This window comes from Streptomyces sp. NPDC048483 (assembly GCF_040651455.1).
In the GTDB taxonomy this organism is placed as follows: domain Bacteria; phylum Actinomycetota; class Actinomycetes; order Streptomycetales; family Streptomycetaceae; genus Streptomyces.
In genome coordinates, this window is sequence record NZ_JBEZJZ010000020.1 from 19,901 (window position 1) to 37,234 (window position 17,334).

Annotated in this window: 13 protein-coding genes, 1 tRNA gene and 2 pseudogenes; 9 read left to right on the forward strand and 7 right to left on the reverse strand. The window is 66.8% G+C overall.

Going from position 1 to position 17,334, the window contains the following annotated elements; translation table 11 throughout:
- Nucleotides 1-513: 513 nt before the first annotated feature.
- Nucleotides 514-651 (reverse strand): hypothetical protein, encoded by a 138-nt coding sequence (locus tag AB0D04_RS13420; protein WP_362702514.1) that lies wholly within the window; start codon nucleotides 649-651, stop codon nucleotides 514-516.
- 52 nt (nucleotides 652-703) lie between these two features.
- On the opposite strand from AB0D04_RS13420, the gene AB0D04_RS13425 reads away from it, so the two are divergent.
- The 4 genes from AB0D04_RS13425 to AB0D04_RS13440 all read left to right on the forward strand — a co-directional run bounded on the left by AB0D04_RS13425 (nucleotide 704) and on the right by AB0D04_RS13440 (nucleotide 4,451).
- Nucleotides 704-1,309: a hypothetical protein gene (locus AB0D04_RS13425; protein ID WP_362702515.1), complete on the forward strand. Its 606-nt coding sequence runs from the start codon at nucleotides 704-706 to the stop codon at nucleotides 1,307-1,309.
- 142 nt (nucleotides 1,310-1,451) lie between these two features.
- Nucleotides 1,452-2,219 (forward strand): TIGR04255 family protein, encoded by a 768-nt coding sequence (locus tag AB0D04_RS13430; protein ID WP_362702516.1) that lies wholly within the window; start codon nucleotides 1,452-1,454, stop codon nucleotides 2,217-2,219.
- A gap of 393 nt (nucleotides 2,220-2,612) precedes the next feature.
- The gene (locus AB0D04_RS13435; protein WP_362702517.1) at nucleotides 2,613-3,080 is read left to right on the forward strand and encodes a hypothetical protein; all 468 of its coding nucleotides are present in this window, start codon (nucleotides 2,613-2,615) and stop codon (nucleotides 3,078-3,080) included.
- A gap of 765 nt (nucleotides 3,081-3,845) precedes the next feature.
- The gene (locus tag AB0D04_RS13440; RefSeq protein WP_362702518.1) at nucleotides 3,846-4,451 is read left to right on the forward strand and encodes a hypothetical protein; all 606 of its coding nucleotides are present in this window, start codon (nucleotides 3,846-3,848) and stop codon (nucleotides 4,449-4,451) included.
- Nucleotides 4,452-4,507: 56 nt separating this feature from the next.
- Here AB0D04_RS13440 and AB0D04_RS13445 read toward each other — a convergent pair.
- Nucleotides 4,508-4,864, reverse strand: a pseudogene (locus tag AB0D04_RS13445) (transposase); the annotation flags it as partial.
- 132 nt (nucleotides 4,865-4,996) lie between these two features.
- Nucleotides 4,997-6,253, reverse strand: coding sequence for an NAD(P)/FAD-dependent oxidoreductase (locus AB0D04_RS13450; protein WP_362702519.1), 1,257 nt, complete (start codon nucleotides 6,251-6,253; stop codon nucleotides 4,997-4,999).
- 494 nt (nucleotides 6,254-6,747) lie between these two features.
- Here AB0D04_RS13450 and AB0D04_RS13455 point away from each other — a divergent pair.
- Both AB0D04_RS13455 and AB0D04_RS13460 read left to right on the forward strand, forming a co-directional pair.
- Nucleotides 6,748-6,873: pseudogene (locus AB0D04_RS13455) on the forward strand (IS30 family transposase); the annotation flags it as partial.
- Nucleotides 6,874-6,942: 69 nt separating this feature from the next.
- Complete coding sequence (locus tag AB0D04_RS13460) at nucleotides 6,943-7,740, forward strand: GNAT family N-acetyltransferase (RefSeq protein ID WP_362702520.1); 798 nt, start codon at nucleotides 6,943-6,945, stop codon at nucleotides 7,738-7,740.
- Nucleotides 7,741-7,883: 143 nt separating this feature from the next.
- Here AB0D04_RS13460 and AB0D04_RS13465 read toward each other — a convergent pair whose 3' ends face one another.
- Both AB0D04_RS13465 and AB0D04_RS13470 read right to left on the reverse strand, forming a co-directional pair.
- A complete protein-coding gene (locus tag AB0D04_RS13465) occupies nucleotides 7,884-9,503 on the reverse strand; it encodes a TROVE domain-containing protein (protein WP_362702522.1) in 1,620 nt (539 codons plus the stop codon).
- A gap of 106 nt (nucleotides 9,504-9,609) precedes the next feature.
- Nucleotides 9,610-9,672, reverse strand: a tRNA-OTHER gene (locus AB0D04_RS13470).
- A gap of 280 nt (nucleotides 9,673-9,952) precedes the next feature.
- Here AB0D04_RS13470 and AB0D04_RS13475 point away from each other — a divergent pair.
- From AB0D04_RS13475 to AB0D04_RS13485, 3 genes are all read left to right on the forward strand, one after another.
- Nucleotides 9,953-11,461, forward strand: coding sequence for an NACHT domain-containing protein (locus AB0D04_RS13475; protein WP_362702524.1), 1,509 nt, complete (start codon nucleotides 9,953-9,955; stop codon nucleotides 11,459-11,461).
- Nucleotides 11,362-12,285 (forward strand): hypothetical protein, encoded by a 924-nt coding sequence (locus AB0D04_RS13480; protein ID WP_362702526.1) that lies wholly within the window; start codon nucleotides 11,362-11,364, stop codon nucleotides 12,283-12,285. The genes AB0D04_RS13475 and AB0D04_RS13480 overlap by 100 nt, the downstream gene beginning before the upstream one ends.
- A 272-nt stretch (nucleotides 12,286-12,557) precedes the next feature.
- Nucleotides 12,558-13,337 carry a class I SAM-dependent methyltransferase gene (locus tag AB0D04_RS13485; protein WP_362702527.1) on the forward strand — a complete coding sequence of 260 codons (780 nt, stop codon included), beginning with the start codon at nucleotides 12,558-12,560 and terminating at the stop codon, nucleotides 13,335-13,337.
- A gap of 677 nt (nucleotides 13,338-14,014) precedes the next feature.
- Here the strand turns inward: AB0D04_RS13485 and AB0D04_RS13490 are convergent.
- Together AB0D04_RS13490 and AB0D04_RS13495 are read right to left on the reverse strand one after the other, a co-directional pair.
- On the reverse strand, nucleotides 14,015-16,699 hold the full coding sequence (locus AB0D04_RS13490; protein WP_362702529.1) for an AAA family ATPase: 2,685 nt from the start codon (nucleotides 16,697-16,699) through the stop codon (nucleotides 14,015-14,017).
- Between the two features lie 242 nt (nucleotides 16,700-16,941).
- A complete protein-coding gene (locus tag AB0D04_RS13495; RefSeq protein WP_362702530.1) occupies nucleotides 16,942-17,289 on the reverse strand; it encodes a YciI family protein in 348 nt (115 codons plus the stop codon).
- Nucleotides 17,290-17,334 lie beyond the last annotated feature (45 nt).

Consider the following 17,334-nt stretch of genomic DNA (forward strand, 5'->3'; position numbering starts at 1 on the left):
AGCGCCCTGCAGGCGTTGTTGGTCCTTGTGTTCCCGGCTGCGGCACGGGCGTCACAGCACCCGTGCGGGGCATGACTGTTTGCCGGGTCAGTCGCTGACGCGGCACAAGTCCGTTCATTTTCCTGCGACTTGTGCTTCTTGATTGCTTCGTCGTCATGGCGCGGAGGCCGGCCGTCTCGCCTTCTGCGGGAGCTCGGCGCGTGTTCGTGCTGGAGTCGAGACGTCATGACGGTTAGTCACATCATTTGTTGATCTATGGGAGTTGTCGTGAATGGTTACGCCATACGACTGTATCCCTTATTGTGACTCTGCGTACTTCTCGGATTACGGGAGTGCGGGGGGTTGTGATTCAGGAGCCTGACTTCGCCTGACGAAGCAGCGTGCGATCGGGGGTGTCATGGCGAGCTTTGTTGAAGACGGCATGCCGTCAGCTCGTGAAGAGTGGCCGCGGGGAGTCCTCGAAGGGCTGGAGCGGTTCCGTCAGGGCGATGTGGTCCCGAGCCCCTCATTCGTCTACTTCGGCTCGCCGGGTGCGCCCTTGGTCCGGACATCGAAACGATACGGCCGGTCCCAGTCGGCGGACATGCCGATGATGGTGGACCCGGCCGACGCCGCACCCTGGGCAATGATCACTTCCGCGACGTGCGACATCGCCGAACCTGATGCCTTCAGACCCCGGAAGCCATTTGTCCAGGTGGCACCTGTGGTGGACCTGGCCTACCTGGACGGCGGACAGCGGGGCCACATCACCAACGGGAACATGGTGCATTTCGTCCACCTCCCGGCACTGCACCTGCATACACCCGGGTTCTGGGTGGCCGACCTGCGCTTCGATCAGCCGGTGGAGAAGAGCTGGCTGGCCCGGCAGCACCCCGTGCAGGCCTTCGGCAGCGAGGTCGAGCAGGAGGTGGTGGGCGAGGCCCTCTCCTGGCTGAGGCGGCGGCCGGCGATGGGAAGTGCGTTCATCGACTACGTCCAGCAGCCCGTGAACGACGCCCTGGAGAGCCTGCGCCGGAGCGACAAAGCCCTGTGGAAGACCGTTGACCGCGAGATCGCGGAATGGGCCGTCGCCTGCGACAGCCGGCTCGAGCCGACCCGCGCGAAGATCGTGCTTCTTTCTACTGGGGAGGCCCCCAGCAGCGAGTGCGTGCGGTGGTGGCGGGAGACGGTGGACCGCCTCAGGGCCTCCGCGGAGAAAACGCTGATCATCGCCGGCCCTGAGTTCCAGCGGCTGGACAAGATCACCGTGACGGAGTACCGGGAGCTGACCGTGCTGGGTAAGCCGCACCGCAGCCTGAGCAAAGGGTAGCTATCCATCTTCAAAGAGTCACCGAAAGTCCGGTTTTGTGTTGACAGGAAGTAGATCCCCGCGAGACAGTGAGGAGTGCAAGTTCGTGAAAGTTGCCGCTGCAAGCCAGGGGAGAGCTCGCTTCGGGGAGCGAGGTGGAGATGTGACAGGCTGGCTTACCGGCGTTCCGCACGACCGCCCTCTCAAGCGACCGCCTGTGGGGCTCGTTGTCTGCCAAATCCGGCACGAGACGGAATATGCAGCCAGCTCCATCGAGCGCGCCGTCAGCATCCGGGAATCTCTCGGCTGGCAGGTCCCTCTTAATGAACATGTCATTCAGGGGATAAACGTCCAGGTCGACCAGCACGTCAGCGTGCGCCCCAGCTCCGACCCCCTGGCCCGGGGCTGGCGTCTGCAGAGCGGCGGCTGGCTGGTCACGCTGCAGAACGATCACTTCGCGATCGAGACCACGGACTACCCCGGGTGGGAGGAGTTCTCCGCCACGCTGGGCCGTCTGGTGAGAGCCGTGGAGAAGGTCATCTCGCCCCGGGTGGAAAACCGTGTGGGGCTGCGGTTCGTCAACCAGCTTTCCCATCCCGAGGTCCACTCTCCGCTCGACTGGAAGCGCTTCATCGGAGAGGAAATCTTCCAGGAAAAGCTCTACAGCTCGGTGGGCCCCTCGATCAGTGCAGCGATGCAAGTGATGGAGTTCCAGCCCACTCCTGAACAGAGCCTGGTCGTCCGGCACGGCTTCCAGAAGGACGAGAGCACAGGCCGATTGACCTACATCCTGGACAACGACTGCTCACACCAGGGAGCGCGTCCGTTCGCATCCGCCTCGATCATGGAAACAGCGGAGGAACTGCACACCTCAGCACTTCGCGCCTTCGAGAAAGGGACCACGGAGGCCCTGCGCGACTTCTACTCCTAGGGGGAAACAATGGGAGACGCCACAGCGGCACTTGAGGCATTCTCCGGGATCGACCAGACGCCAGTCTGCAGAAGGCTGCCTGAAGGACCGACACCGGGCAGCCTGCAGCCGGCAGCAGATGCCGCGGCCCAAGTGACCCACAACCTCACCAGTGTTCTGGAGGCGCAGGCTCCCTCCGGCTGGCTCATGGCCTACCTGGATCTGTGCCGGCGAACCGTCACCAGAAGCGAAAGCTTGACACAGCTGCTGGCGCCACGCCCGCTTTGCACATGGACCACCACAGTGCACGAGGAGGCAACGCTCCTTCCTGCGCTGGAGGTACCTGCATACACACCTCACCCGCCGGCAACCACCGCCGTTCCACCGGCCGAGCCAGCCGCCGAAGAGGCCCCCGTGCCACAGGACCGCGCCACACGGGCCATCAAAGCGGTCAACGACATCGCGGGATGGCTCGGGGTCAGCGAGGCCGAGGCCGCACAACTGGCAGGCGGCTACCGCAGATCTCTGTACAACTGGAAAAAAGGCATCCAGCCCTACGACGGCCCCACCCTGGACCTCTTCGAAACACACGCCTTCGTCGCCTCACTCATCAGCGCACTCGGCACCACAGAGGCACGCGAATGGCTCGAGACCAAAGCGGCAGGCACCCCACGCACCAGCATGCTCAAAAACGCCGAAGGCCGCCGGCAACTCTCCAAACTCGCCAAGCCACTCCTCTACCCCTCCCCCACCCCAACACCCCGTTGGGAACCAGTCGAGGGCCTGCACCCCACACCGCCCCCCGCCGCTGAAACCGAAGAACGCGAGGCCGAGCGAGCGCCGGTACACCTCATCACCCCACCCCCACCAGCCCAGGACTAGCACCGTACTCAGACGCTGCAGCACCGAGTACGTCTCACCCTCTTGGGTTGTTCACCGATGTCACCGCCATCAGAGAATGCGGTGCGTATCGGCGCGAGTTGACGGTGGCGATGGCGCCCTCCTCTGCCTGCTCTCACATGGCAGAGGAGGGACGTCAGCAACCACCTGGACGGTCACGTAAACGGGCATGCGGTTCAGGCAGGACCGATCCCTAGTGACGTCGTCCTTCGCACTGCCGCGCTGAAGCCTGAGGACGCCCGGTTACCGGCGCGCCTGCACGCACGAAGCGGATGCTGGACGCCGGGGACACAGCGCGTGCGGCGGCAGTGCAGGAGACGCAGAAGCCGTCAAGAGGGCGCGTCGTCGGCGCTGCAGGCCTTGGTGTCGAACCTGCTGGGCCTTATAGCTCCCCTCGCTTCCCAGACGGACGCTGTCCCGAAGCCCGATACACAGTATGGGACCCTGTTCGCGGGATGGTGCTTCGTCGTTGGCGTGGTTGATTCTTCAGTGGCACCGCAGGTGAGCCATAAAGGCTCGGTCCACGAGTTCCCCGCCGGCCGGCTCATGCGCGGCCAAGTGCACCACATACCAAGGGGCGTCGACGCCGTGATCGTCGTGCCTGAGTGATAGTTCGGCTGGCACTGAGAACATACAGATGCCACCTACTCGCTGACAGAGCCGAAAGGGGCATGGAGTAATTGCGGAGAAAGACGAGTAACATCCAGCCTCCCACAGACCGAGCAAGGACAGAGAGCAGGCTGTGCCATGTCAGACGCGGAACTTGCTGAGCACGTAGCTGCCAAGCTGAAGAGCATCGCGAACCAGATCGACGACCTACAGCAGCTCAAAGCCAAGCTGGAAGACCTCCAGGAACACCTCGGAGCAGGACCCGGCAACGAAGCTGCCGCACCACAGCTTCCGGAAGCTGATATCGAGACAGCGAAGCCCGCGACCGTGCCTGCCGCACGACGCGCGAAGGCAGCCGCCGCCAAGCCCCGCCCGAAGAAGGCTGCAGCCAAGGCACCAAGAGGCACGAGGAAGCCCCGTGCGACCAAACGGGTTGATGGCAAGGCGCGGCGCAAGAGCCCCACCCGCTCGGACCTCCTCCTCGAGCTGCTCAGCGAGCAGCCGTGCACGGTGGCGGAGTTGACACATCTGCTCAATCAGGCGCATCCCCACCACGCTGCGCACGAGACCGTCGTACGCAACACCCTGGAAAACTCCCTCGTCGCCAAGGGCCTGGCACACCGCAGCAAGCAAGGACGCAACGTCTTCTACTCCCACCCCACGCCCACGCCCGACAGCAACACCGACACCCAAGAGGCCGCCCCTCTCACCGTCAACGAGGAAGCCGCACCTGCACCAGCCTGAACGACACCGCGCATCCCTGAGCAATTGTCGAGAGTTGCAGATCGGGTGATGTGTGATCAGTCTGCGGTGGCTTCCTCCGTGCGTTCGACCAGGGCGCCGTTCTCGAAGATCGTGCCCGAGCGGACCAGTGCGACCAGGTGGGCCCCGGTGATCGCCTGCCAGCGTTCCTGGGCGGACTCGACCAGCTTGAACACCATCGTCAGGGCGGCAGCCGGGCTGCCCGCACCGCGGGTGACCTTGGTTCGAAGCTTCACGTTCGAGAAGGTCGACTCGATGGGGTTCGTGGTTCGCAGGTGGATCCAATGCTCGGCCGGGAAGTCGTAGAACGTCAGCAGCTCCTCCGCACCGTCGGTGATCTTCGCGACGGCCTTGGGCCGCTTCTTCCTGTAGGTCTTCGTGAACGCTTCGATCGCCTGTGAGGACGATCGGCTCCACCGAGACCTGCGCAACTGGGTCCGTCAGGAACACGTTGCGCAGGGTCTCGGTGGAGCCGATCCCGAGTTTCGCGGCGACCGCCTTCATCGCGGGCCCACTCGGTGTCGTACTCAGGCCACAGTCGCCCCGCGATGCTTGATGTTGACGGCCGAAGCCTTGGCCAGAATCACGGGGTTCAAGAAACGCCGCGGACCGATCAGGCGGGATGCAAACAGATGCATGTGCCGTGCCACCGATTCATCGCGCGCTGCCGCCGAGAACATCAGCCGCTCCAAGGGATTGAACGGGCGGGCCTTGGCGAAGTCGGCGGCCAGGTACTGGTGACCGCGCAGCCGGCGCCGGTGTCTGCGTGCATACTCCACGAGCGACCTGTCGAGGTCGCCCCGACCGGTTGCGGCCGAGGCGACCGCCTCTGCCAGCCATTGCGCGGACTGCAGAGCCCACCCGCATCCCACACCCCACAGGGGATCACCGGTCAGGGCGGCGTCGCCGATGAGCGCGACGCCCGGTGCGGTCGGCTTGCGGCTGTGAAGCGGGTAGTTGACAGTGCCGGTGATCTTCGTGATGCGCTCGGCGGAGTCGATGGGCGGCGCCTCGGGCAGGGTACGGACGAACTCGAAGAAGCTGCCCTCCAGGTCTTCCCGGAAGGCCGGCAACCGCTTCTTGTCCGGGAGCACCGCGAGGACCGTCACCCCGTCGTCGTTCGGAAACGCGTACGCCATGTCGGGCTCGAGGAACCAGACGTGAGCGATCCCGCCGTGCAGCGGAAGATTGCGGAAGTGCGCGAGATAGCCGAACCGCGCGTTCTCGTAACTCCGATCAGGCACCCCGGCGAACTTCGCTACGGCCGAGTCCTTGCCGTCGGCGCCAACCACCAGACGGGCCCGGATCTCACGCTCGCCCTGTGGTGTCGACGCGCGCACCCCCACGGTTCGCCCGGCTTCCCGGACCAGCCCGGCCACCTGGTGACCGAGGAGCAGATCGACGCCAGGAGTCTGTGCCGCATGGGACCTGATCAACGGGTCGAGGGTGCTGCGCCGAATGTTGTACCCGTACGGCAGCTCGGGGCCCGCCGGCGCGGCCCTCGGCTCGATCCATCCCCAACGGGTGTACCAGCGGGCGTTGTTGCGGACGGCTCCCGCCTTCTCCAGAGCAGGGATGAGGCCGAGTTCGTCCAGCACCGGGTAGGCGCTGGCCGTGAGGGAGTGGGTGCAAAGCACCTTGTACGCTTCGGGGTCCGAGCGGCGTTCCAGCAGCGCGACGCGGACACCACGTCGAGCGAGCAAGATCGCCGCGGCGCTGCCGGCGAGGCTGGCTCCGCTGATGACGACGTCGTAGTTGTATCCCGCGCTCTCAGGCTTGGTCATGCGCTGATCGCCCCCTTCGGGGTGTGGTGCCGTTCGTGGGAGTGATGCAGTGCCACTGCTGTCAGGAACATGACCGATTGTCAAGAGTGGTGGATCAAGAGATGTGTGATCAGGCTGCGGTGGCTTCCTCCGTGCGTTCGACCAGTTGCGCCGCTCTCGAACCTCGCGCCCGAGCGGACCAGCGCGAGCAGGTGGGCCCCGCGACGAACACCAGCTCCGCCGCCCACACTGGGACCGGCAAGTGTGTCGAGATCGGCCATGCACCCCGCGGGTGCCTTCTCCGCGGCCGTGGTGGGCACCGTAGCCAAAACGCACGGCGGGCAGCGCCGAACCGGGCAACAGGCACGGCCGGCCTACGTGCCCATGTCGAAGCCTCCGGTGGTGGCGGATCCATAGGAGCGCTCTTCGGTGGTGCGCGGCACCCGGTACACACTGCTCGTTCACCTCCCAAACGGCCACAGCCCCAGGCTCGTCCAGAAGGCCCTCGTGGAGAAAAGGGCGCAGACCTGTCCAAGTACATGCGCGAAGACCTGCACGCAGTAGCTGCCGAGGTGAATTCCAGGCCCAGAAAGACGCTCGACTGGGCAGGCCCAGCCGAGCGCCTCTTTGGCGCCGCGTGATCAGTCACGTCGGCGGGGAACGGGAGAAACCCCATGGTGCGGTTGCCTTCCGCATGCTGGAGTGGGCGGATGAATCATGAAGAAGTACTTGCCCTGTTCGACCGCCAGCTGAGGCGCGACGCGCAGGCCGACGGCCCCGGCACCCGTGTCGAGCGTGACGGCGACGTAGTGCGGCAGGTCGGCGCGGATCACGACTGGAACGGCGTCCTCTGGTCAGACCTTGACCAGACCACGGCGGATGTGGCGATCAGGGTCCAGGCGCAGTACTTCGCCACGCTCGGGCGCGAGTTCGAATGGAAGGCATACGCCCACGACCGGCCCGATGACCTCGGCAGGCGGCTGCAGTCGGCCGGGTTCACGCCCGGGCCGCAGGAAGCAGTGATGGTCGCGCCGGTCCAGGACCTGCCCACCGACGCCGCACTGCCCGAAGGTGTCCACCTGCGTCCGGTGACCGACCCCTCCGGGGTCGACCTCGTGGCGGACGTCCACGAGCAGGTCTTCGGCACCAGCAGCTTCCGCCTACGGCAGCGGCTGCTCGCCCAGCTCGCCCAGAACTCGGAAACGGTCAGCATGGTCGTCGCGATGGCCGGCGACCTGCCCGTGTGCGCGGCGCGGATGGAACTGAACCCGGGCACCGACTTCGCCGGCCTTTGGGGCGGCGGCACCGTGGCCGCCTGGCGAGGCCAGGGGATCTACCGGGCTCTGGTCACCCGCCGTGCCCGGACCGCCGCCGACCTCGGCTACCGCTACCTTCAGGTCGACGCCACCGACCAAAGCCGCCCCATCCTGCAACGACTCGGGTTCGTCGTTCTGAGCACCACGACTCCCTACGTCTACGATCCCCAGCACAATGACCGCGAAGCCTGACCCGGTAACGCGGGCCGCCGGACGCACCCGGTGAACCTTCACGGTCACAGCACTGGACTGCTGGAGGCCGATGACGAAAAGTCATCTGTTGCCACGTTCCGTTGAATCCGCCAAGCAGGGGCGGGGCGCCGGCGTGTCGGTACTCAGGCAGCGGGCTGCTCCCACGGCCACCGGGAGTCCCGGCCCGCTTCAAGTAGCGGGATCATGCGGAAAGCCTGGTCCGTGAGCCCTCCGAACGTGTGCCGGTGGTGGCTGCCGGCCGGGGTGTGCCCGGCCTGGTAACCGGCGAGGTTCCACGTGTACATGGGCGTGGGGGCCGGGATGGCCTCGGTGACTTCCTGCGTGTCGTGCCCGGCCTGCTCGTCGGTGACGATGACGACCCGGTCGTGGCCGCGGAAGGTCTCACGGATGGCCGCTGCCGTGTCCGTGCCGCCGCCGAGGAACCAGCCGCCGTCCTTCCACTTCCGCACGTCGCCCAGGAGGGAGCCGCCACGGGTGAGCGGGAACGCCTTCACCTTGGCTCCCGGCCGGTCGTTCACGTAGTAGCGGGCGGACGAGAACGAGACCACGTCGCCCTGAGCGGACCGCCCGCCGAGCGCAATGCCGAACAGGGCTGCCGCATCCCAGCGCATCAGCGACCCGTCGCGGGAGAACGCCGCGTGCATGGACGACGATGTGTCGACCAGGATCAGCGTCCTGCCGCTCAGGGTGGGAATGTTGGCGAGGGATTCGGTGAGCGCCTTTTCCAAGGCGTGTCCCCAGCGCAGCGACGGGGCCGCGTGGAACGCCGCGTAGAAGCGCATCGGCAGCTGCCGCGAGCGGGCAATCTGCTCGGGGTCAGCGAGCTTGCGTGCCACCGTCTCAGCGACCTCGTCGCAGACGCCGGCCTCGTCGAAGTTGCGGAGGTTCCGCAGCAAGGCCATGTAGCCCATGGACGGGATGACCGCCTCCCATGCCGCGGCATCCATCGGTCCCTGGAGCCACCCGGCCAACGCCTCCCATGTCATGCCGGCGCGCTGCAGCAGCTCCATGTCGTCGGCGAGCACCTGGCGGCGTCGGTCGACGGGGATGGACATCAGCTGCTCGCGCGCAATCAGCGTTGACAGCCGGGCCGGGATGCCGGTGTCGCGGCCGTGACGCCGGTCGAGGGAGTGCTTGAACAGGTCGCCCTGCCACGGCTTGTCGTCGGCCGGGCTGGCGTGGACGAGGTTGAGGACGTCGCCGAACCGGTACCCCTTGGAGTTGGTGTCGTACTTCAGGAGCGACCGCTCGTTGTACAGACGCTGGACGGCGTCGGCGATACCGCGCTTCACCGGCTTGGGCAGCTTGCGACCGTACCGGGTAGCCCAGTAGCCGAGCAGCTCCCCGGGCTCGTCTGCGCGCTGGAGCACCGAAGCGATGACCTGTCGGGAGTGGCCGGGCAGCTGAGCGTCGAGTCGTGCGTTGGCGAACTCGGCGGCGCCCACGAGCGCCGCAGTGCGCATGTTTCCCCCGCCTCGGAGCCAACGGAGGAGATCTGCGGTCCAGTCGGGATCCTCAACAGCGAGCTGCCGCACGAGCTGGGTGAAGCGGTTGTCGCGGTCGCCCGCCTTCTCGTAGAAGGTGTCGACCCCGACGAAGTTGGCGACACCGAGGAGGAACAACTCCGACTTGGCGTCGCGCAGGTAGCCGGCGCCACCTTCGTGGGTGCGGGTGCGCTCTCCGGTCGTGGTCACGGGTGAGCTGGCGGTGGACCGAGCGCCACGGGTGTTGAAGCGAGACATAAGAAAGCCCCTCACATGGAGGGGAAGCTCAGCAGCGGGGTGCCCGAGATCAGAATCGGCTGAGGAAACAAGGTGCTCTGCCAACTGAGCTACGCCGACCCGTAGTCGACGACGGGACTCGAACCCGCGACCACCCCATTAACAGTGGAAGTATCCCCTGCCTGCGCACCGGGCACCCCGATGCTGTGCCTCCCGAGATCAAGACGGCTGCGGTTTTGCAGGGTTCGATCCCTGCCCACCGAAGTGGTTCTGCCAAAGAAGTAACCGCGGCCTGCGCACCGGGAGGTGCCTGACGTTGTGCACCCACTCTAACTCGCCCCGCCGACAAAGCCAGTGAGTTTTTACGGCTCACGACGAGGTGCCCCGCTGCCTGCCGGCGCAGAGGCGAGGGTAGTTGCGGGGCTGGCCTCAGAAGCCGACGGCTTTGCTGGACTTAACATGCAACGCTGTTGCAGTGGCTGGCTGTTGCCACAGCACGCGGTGGGTTGCCGGAGGAGCTGGCAGACTGGCGGGGGCTGATTCCCTTCGTTCTGCCATTGTGGACGCTGGTGCGGCGTGGGTCTCTTCCGGAACCGCATGATTTCCTGTTCGCGGTCGGCGCACCCCTGGCGGCCTCGCAACCTGAGGACTGGGCCGATGGTGTATTGGCCAGGGGTGAGGCACTCATTCTGGTCGACGGGATCGACGAGGTGCCGCAAGAGCAGCGGGGCGCCACGCGGGACTGGCTCGATCGGCTCCTGGCGGCGTACGCGGACGCGTGCTTCGTGGTCACCACGCGGCCGTCAGCTGTTCCCGAAGGCTGGCTCGCTTCGTCGCGTTTCACCGAGCTGTCGGTGCGGCCCATGAACACCGCCGACACCGCAGTGTTCGTCAGCCGCTGGCATACCGCCGCCCGGCAAAGTACAGGAACCGAGGCCGAACGCTCACCACTGCATGATCTTGAAACAGCTCTCCAGGTGACGGTACGTGCCCAGCGAGACCTGGCGCAGTTGTCCAGCACACCCCTGATGTGTGCACTCATTTGTGCACTGCACCGGGACCGCCGCGGCCATCTGCCGCACAGCCGCATGGAGCTGTACGAAGCAGCGCTGTCGATGCTGCTCGTCCGCCGTGACCTCGAGCGCAACATCGACGTCCCAGAAGGCATCCGGCTCACCGAACACCAGAGCATCCAGCTCTTGCAGCGTCTGGCCTGCTGGCTCATCCGCAACCGCCAGACCGAGATGGACCGGACCACTGCTCGGGCCCTGGTCGACGACGCGCTGACGGCTATGCAGGCCGTGGCCGAGCAAGGCACTGCCGACCAGGTCCTGACGCACCTGGTCGGCCGCAGCGGACTTCTGCGCCGGCCCACCACGGACACCATCGACTTCGCGCACCGCACCTTCCAGGACTACCTCGGGTCCAAAGCCGCCATCGAAGCCCATGACTTCCCACTGCTGGTCAACAACGCCCACGACGACCAGTGGGAGGACGTCATACGCATGGCCGTCGCCCACGCCCGCCCAGCCGAGAGCGCTGACCTGCTCCGTCGCCTCGTCGAACGCGGCGACGCCGAGAGCGAGCACCGAAGCAGACTCCACCTACTGGCGGCCGCCGGCCTGCAATACGCCACCGCAATCGAACCCGACGCCCGCAGGCTGGTCGAACAGCGCGCACGCCACCTGATGCCTCCCCGCTCCCTGGAGGAGGCAGAGGAGCTTGCCGCGCTCGGACCGGGCATCCTGGACCTGCGCCGAGCCGTCAAGGTCTCAAAGACGACGAGGTGGGCCCCGTCATTCAAACTGCAGCCGCCATTGGCGGCGATCATGCCTACGCCTTCCTTCGCCGCTTCGTACAGTCCCTGGCTCCTTCCTCGGTGTCTTACGCGCTGGTCGATGTCTGGGAACGCTTCGAGGCCGACCCATACGCCCAAGACATCCTGCTCCCCTTCAAAGATCGCCTGTCGCTTGAAGTGAGAACAGCCGATCAGCGGAACGCCCTACGTCTCCTGCAACCCATCACCGACATCATATTCCGGAACGAATTCACCCAAGACGAAATAATCGAGCATCTCTCGCACGAAACCGAAATGCTCGAGATCTACTCCGGCCGGCTGCTCACAGACCTGAAATTCGTACGCACATTGCTCGCCCTGAAGGAACTCCTCCTGTGCGAATGCGCGCAACTTACCCACCTTGAGGACCTCTCAGGGCTTCGAATATCGAACCTGAGGCTGCTTCAACTCCCGGAAGATTTTTCTTTCAACTCCCTGGCCTCACTGCCAGAACTCACGGAGCTCGCTCTCTACAGTCGCCTGCCGTGGGGGAGCCTGGAAGGGATGCCAGCTTCGCCGAACCTGACTGCACTACGCCTAGCGGGCTGGATTGATACACCCCTGCTAGGCGTCTCCAAGTGGCGAGACCTGAATGATCTGGTCATCAACGCGGCGCCTACTCCTGCAGAGTGGCGAGAGATTGCCGCACTACCGCGCCTGACGAATCTCTACATCTCACAGTATGACCTCGCGCAGGCCGCACCTATGCACAGCGTGAAGCACCTGCAGTTGTCACCCATCGATTCAGATGCACAATTGAGCCTGATCGCTGACACGTTCCCCAACCTGGAGAGCATATCCGTCAACTGCCGCGCATCACTGCCTGATATCACCGACATCACTCCCCTAAGGCGGATTAAAGGGCTGCAAGTAACGTTGAACTACGCGGACACCGTCGTCGGTCTAGAGGAATTCAACTCAGGCACAGTCCACCTGTACCCACGCCCCCGGACAGCCGACATCTGAACCACCTCTCAGACCAGGTTCCGGACACAGTCCGACCTTTCTTCCGTGCAGGCCTGTCAGCCCCTCCCCCACATCAACACCCCGTTGGGAACCAGTCGAGGACCTGCCCGCCACCCCCCCCCCCCGCAGCTGAAAGAGCATGTCCGCCATCTTGAAGTGGCTGGTCAGGGACCTGGCGTGACGCTGTTGCGGCGTGTTCGTGCGGGTCGTGGGTGGCGGCGAAGCAGTGAGGCGTGGTATCCGACCGGTGGCAGCTTGGATACGGTGATCGCATGGACCAGGATGACCGGCTGCTTCACAGCTCGTCGTTCGGTGCGGCGGCGGTCGCCTACGCCGAGCACCGCCCGGACTACGCGCAGGCCGCGGTGCGCTGGTCGCTCGGGCACACGCCCGGCCTGCGAGTGCTCGACCTGGGCGCCGGAACCGGCAAGCTCACCGCCACGCTTGTCGCGCTGGGCGCCGATGTCGTCGCGGTCGAGCCCGACCCGGCGATGCTGACCGAGTTGCGCCGCGCGCTGCCGGCTGTCCGTGCCCTGCCGGGTCGCGCCGAGGCCATACCGCTGCCGGACGGTTCCATCGATGCCGTGCTGTCCGGCAACGCCATGCACTGGTTCGACATGGCCGTCGCGGGACCCGAGATAGCCAGGGTCCTCGCACCCGGCGGGATCCTGGCCGGTCTGTGGAACGTCATGGACGACCGGGTCGACTGGGTGGCCGGACTCGCGCGGGTCGGCGGGAGCGCGGCCATCGGCCCGCGTGACGTGCCCGCCAGTTGGCGTACTGAGACGGCCGACATGCACCTTCCCAAGACGGGCGTGGCCGCCCGGTTCGGCTCGCCGGAACAGGCCGAGTTCCCGCACGGGCAACGTCGCACCGCCGACTCCCTGGTCGCGACCCTCGCGACGAAGGCGGGGATGTTGGTCATGCCAGAACAGGAACGACAGGCCACGCTGGGCCGGATCCGCGCCTACCTCGCGAGCCGACCGGAGACCGCCGAGGGCGAGTTCACCCTCCCGATGCTGACCTGCGCGCTGCGCGTCCGGCGACTGTGAAGTCGCGCCGTCTTGACGTGGCTGGTCAGGAGCCTGGGGTGAGGGTGTTCCGGGGTGCTTGTGCGCGGGTCGCGGGCGGCGCAGCAGCAGGGCGAGGGGGTCGTCCGGTTGTAGGGCGCCCAGCAGTTCGTGCTGGTCTTCGTCGAGCTCGAACAGCTGGGTGATCTGCATTGTCGAGCCAGCGGGCCAAGGGCGGTTCGTCGGCGCGGGGTCTGCGGTCGGGGAAGGGAAGTCCACCTCGGCGGGCGGCACAGCGCGCCTGGGGGTAGGTGCGGTGTCAGGTGTTGCCCCAGTTCGTTGCTGTCCACGACGGGTAGATCTCGTTCAGGGCGCGTTCGTCACAGAAGGGCAGAGTACGCTGACGGGCTTCCGCGCGACGTTGGGCCAGCCAGTGGCCCAGACGCATGCCGCCATGGGGTTTCGTCGTGTTGGGGGACGAGGTGTCCGTGGCGGGCTGCGTGGCGAGGACACGCCTCTGCCGAGCCGCGACTCCTTGCAGTTGCTCGCCGTCTGTTGGAGGGACGAGAACTGGCAGGCCGTGGCGCTGGCAGAACTCGCGCCTGATCTCGCTGGATCGCCAACTGGCCCTCGACGCCCTCGAGTCAACGTCCCAAGAGTAGGCGGCCCACCCGCGTCCTGTGCGGTGTGGGCTCGCTGAGTACAGGACCTCGTTGCTGTCAGGAGGCGAGTAGGTCGGCGAGCTCTGTTCGTGAGCTGACGCCCAGCTTGGGAAACGCGCGGTAGAGGTGGTGCCCCACGGTGCGCGGGCTCAGGAACAGTTGGGTGGCGATTTCACGGTTGGTGGCCCCGGTGGCTGCGAGTCGGACGACTTCACGTTCCTGCAAGCTCAGGCGGCTGATGGGCGAGTCGATGGCATCGGCCGGGTGCGGGGTCTCGCCGGCAGCCTGTAGTTCTGTGGCCGCCCGACGGGCCCATGGCTGTGTACCCAGCTTGTCGAAGAGCTCCCTCGCGGTACGCAGATGGTCGCGGGCGTCGAGCTTGCGGCGGCCCCGGCGCAGCCACTCGCCGTAGAGCAGTTCGGTGCGGGCCCGCTCGAAGTCACCGCCCGGGGTGTGCAGGTCGAGGGCCGATGCGTAGTGCTTCTCGGCCGACGCGTCCGGACCGGTCAGGGCGGCGCAGCGGTGGGCCTGTGCCGTGAAGTGGGGTTGCTGGAGGTCGTCCGCCCAGCTCGTGAGCTGTTTCGCGGGTTCCCTCGCCCGCTCCGGGTGGCCCGCGCGAACGGCGGCCTCGATCAGATCGGGCATCAGGTGCCGGGCCAGGAGGGGGTGACCCGCTGCCTGCCGGGCCGCTTCCAGGTGTTCCAGCGCAGCCTGAGCACGCCCGAGGCCGAGGTCGAGGAGACCCAGCGCCCACAGTGCGTCCGCCGTGCCCCGTCCGACGTCGCGGGGGCGGGTGTATTCCAGTGCCAGGCCGGCCAGTTCCCGGGCATGTTCCTCCTCTCCCCGGGCGGCCGCGAGCACCGCGAGCAGGGCACGCAGGTGGGCGGCTCGGTGGTCCAGGTCGTAAGCCTCCGCAAGCCGGAGTGCTTCGGCGGCGTGTGCGTGTGCGTCGTCGTGCCGGCCCAGTGCCAGTTCCGCTTGGGCAAGCAGATGCAGCGTGGTGGGCAGCCATCCGCCGATGCCCTGCTCCCGGCAGTGGGTGACCGCCGCGGCGGCCAGCGCGTGCGCGCTCTCGTGGTCGGCGACCAGGTGGCAGTAGATCCCGGCCATCAAACGGTCCATGAGGCCGCTTCCGGCGAGGCGAGCGGCCGCTACGTGATCGTCCAGCGTCCGAAGTGCGCCAGGAATGTCGCCGGTGAGCAGCTTCGCGGGCGTAGCCACCACGGGCAGGCAGGGTGTGCGCCCAGCGATCTCCACCATGAGGGCTGCGTCGCCGGCCGAGAAGGCCGCGTGGAGGGCGTCGGTCAACAGAGGGGCGAGTTTGTCGGGGCGGCCGACGGATACCGCGTCCGTGCATTCGGCCAGCAGGCGGGCGGCTTGCCCCGGGCTGCCGTAGCCCAGCTCGACCACGGAGCGTACACGGGCGAAGTCCGCCGCCATGCCCGGGTCCAGGAGAGGCAGCGGCACCTGGTCGGTGAGGGCACGGCATCGTTCGTCCTGGCCGGCTTCGCTCGCCTTCTGCGCGGCGTTGATCAGGCGGCGGGCGCGCCTCGGTGTATCCGCGGTGAGGTGAGCGGCTCGCTCGTACGCGGCAGACGCGGATGCCATTGCCTGCCGGCTGCCTGCCCACTCGGCGACCCGCTCCAGCTCGCCGGCGACCTGCTCGTTGGGGCCGGTCGCCGCGGCAGCCAGGTGCCAGGCGCGTCGGTGCGCGTGCCGGTGACCGTCCAGGACCGCGACCAGCGCCTGGTGCACCGCCAGCCGCCAGGCCAGCGGAGCGCGTTGATAGGCGGCGAACCGAATGAGGGGATGCCGAAAACGCAGCCTCTGCGCGGAGACGAAGATCAGCTCTGCACGCTCGGCCGGCTCCAGATCCCTCACCTCCCCGCCAAGCCTGGCTCCGGCGGCCAGCACCGTGGGCAGGTCCCCGGTGTCGTCCGCGGCGGCCACCGTAAGCATGCGTTGAGTGGCGTCGGGGAGGCGGCGGATCTGCTCGGCGAAGGCGTCCTGCAATCGACTCGGTGGCGCCGACTGGGCATCGGGCAGCGTCAACGGCCCCAGCTGCCCGGCACGTTGAGCCGGGGTCAGGGCGGCTGCCAGTTCCTGCAGCGCCAGCGGGTTGCCTTGCGCCTGATCGATGATCCACTCGGTGACCGGGGGCGCAAGGCCGGGCAGCAGCGACACGGCCGACTGTCGGTCGACGCCGGTGAGGGGCACGTGGGGCAGTGCCTTCGTTCCACTCGCCGAGGAGGTTTCGCGAGTGGCGAAGAGCATGACGACGCCTTCGGCCCGCAGCCGCCGGGCGGCGAAGAGCAGTGCATCCACGGACGGTTGGTCGAGCCACTGGAGGTCATCGACCACACACAACAAGGGCTTTTCGGCGGCCGCCTCGGAGAGCAGCGACAGCGCCGCAAGCCCGATGGTGAGGCGGTCCCGCACGGTCTCGTCGCTCAGGCCAAAGACGGCCCGTAGGGCCCCGGCCTGCGGTGGCGGGAGCAGGTCGAGCCGATCCAACACCGGCAGGAGGAGCTGATGGAGCCCGCCGAAGGCCAGCTCCATCTCCGACTCGATGCCCTCGACCCGCAGCACACTCATGCCGTCGGCCTGGGCGACCGCGTACTCGAGGAGGGTGGTCTTGCCGATGCCGGCCTCTCCGTGCAGGAGCCTGCAGTTGCTCTCCCCGCGATGGGCGTCGGCGAGTATCCGACGGATGTGGCACTGCTCTTTTGCACGTCCCTGCACCACGCGCTCCCCCGGTCCGCGTCCCCGGCCGCAACCGAGCATCATGATCGCCACTATACGTCTGGGGGTTTGTGACCCTGGTGGTCCAGGTGCCGACTTCCCGCGCTGCGGCGCTGCGGCGCCGCGCCGCCCGCAAAAATCTTCCGGGCAGCGCTCGCTGGGACTTCGGCCGCGACCGCAGGAATCTGCCGTGGATACGTGCCTTCCGGACACCTCTCTGTCCCCGCGGCCGACGGTGCTACTCAGGCCGTTTCGAGCAGAGGCCAGATTTCGACTGTCTCGGGGGTACGCAGGCCCTTGGCCAGTTCTACGGCTTCCTCACGATCGGCAACGTCGATCACGAACCAGCCACCGAGGGTCTCCTCCCCGGGGTGCGCCGGCCCTTCGGTCACGGTGGACGCCCCGTCGGTGGTCTTGCGCACGGTCACCGCGGCGATGTGCTCGGTCGCAAGGGCATCGCCACTGATCAGTTTGCCCGCCGCCGCGATCTGCCCGATCCAGCTTTCGTAGGCTCCTCGGTGGGTGTCCCGGTCGGTCTGGATCCTCTTGCGCGACTCGTCCGTCTCGAAGATCACGAGTGCGAATTTCATGGGGTTCTCTTTTCGTTTGGTGTGTCGTCTGGAAGTGCTGTTGCT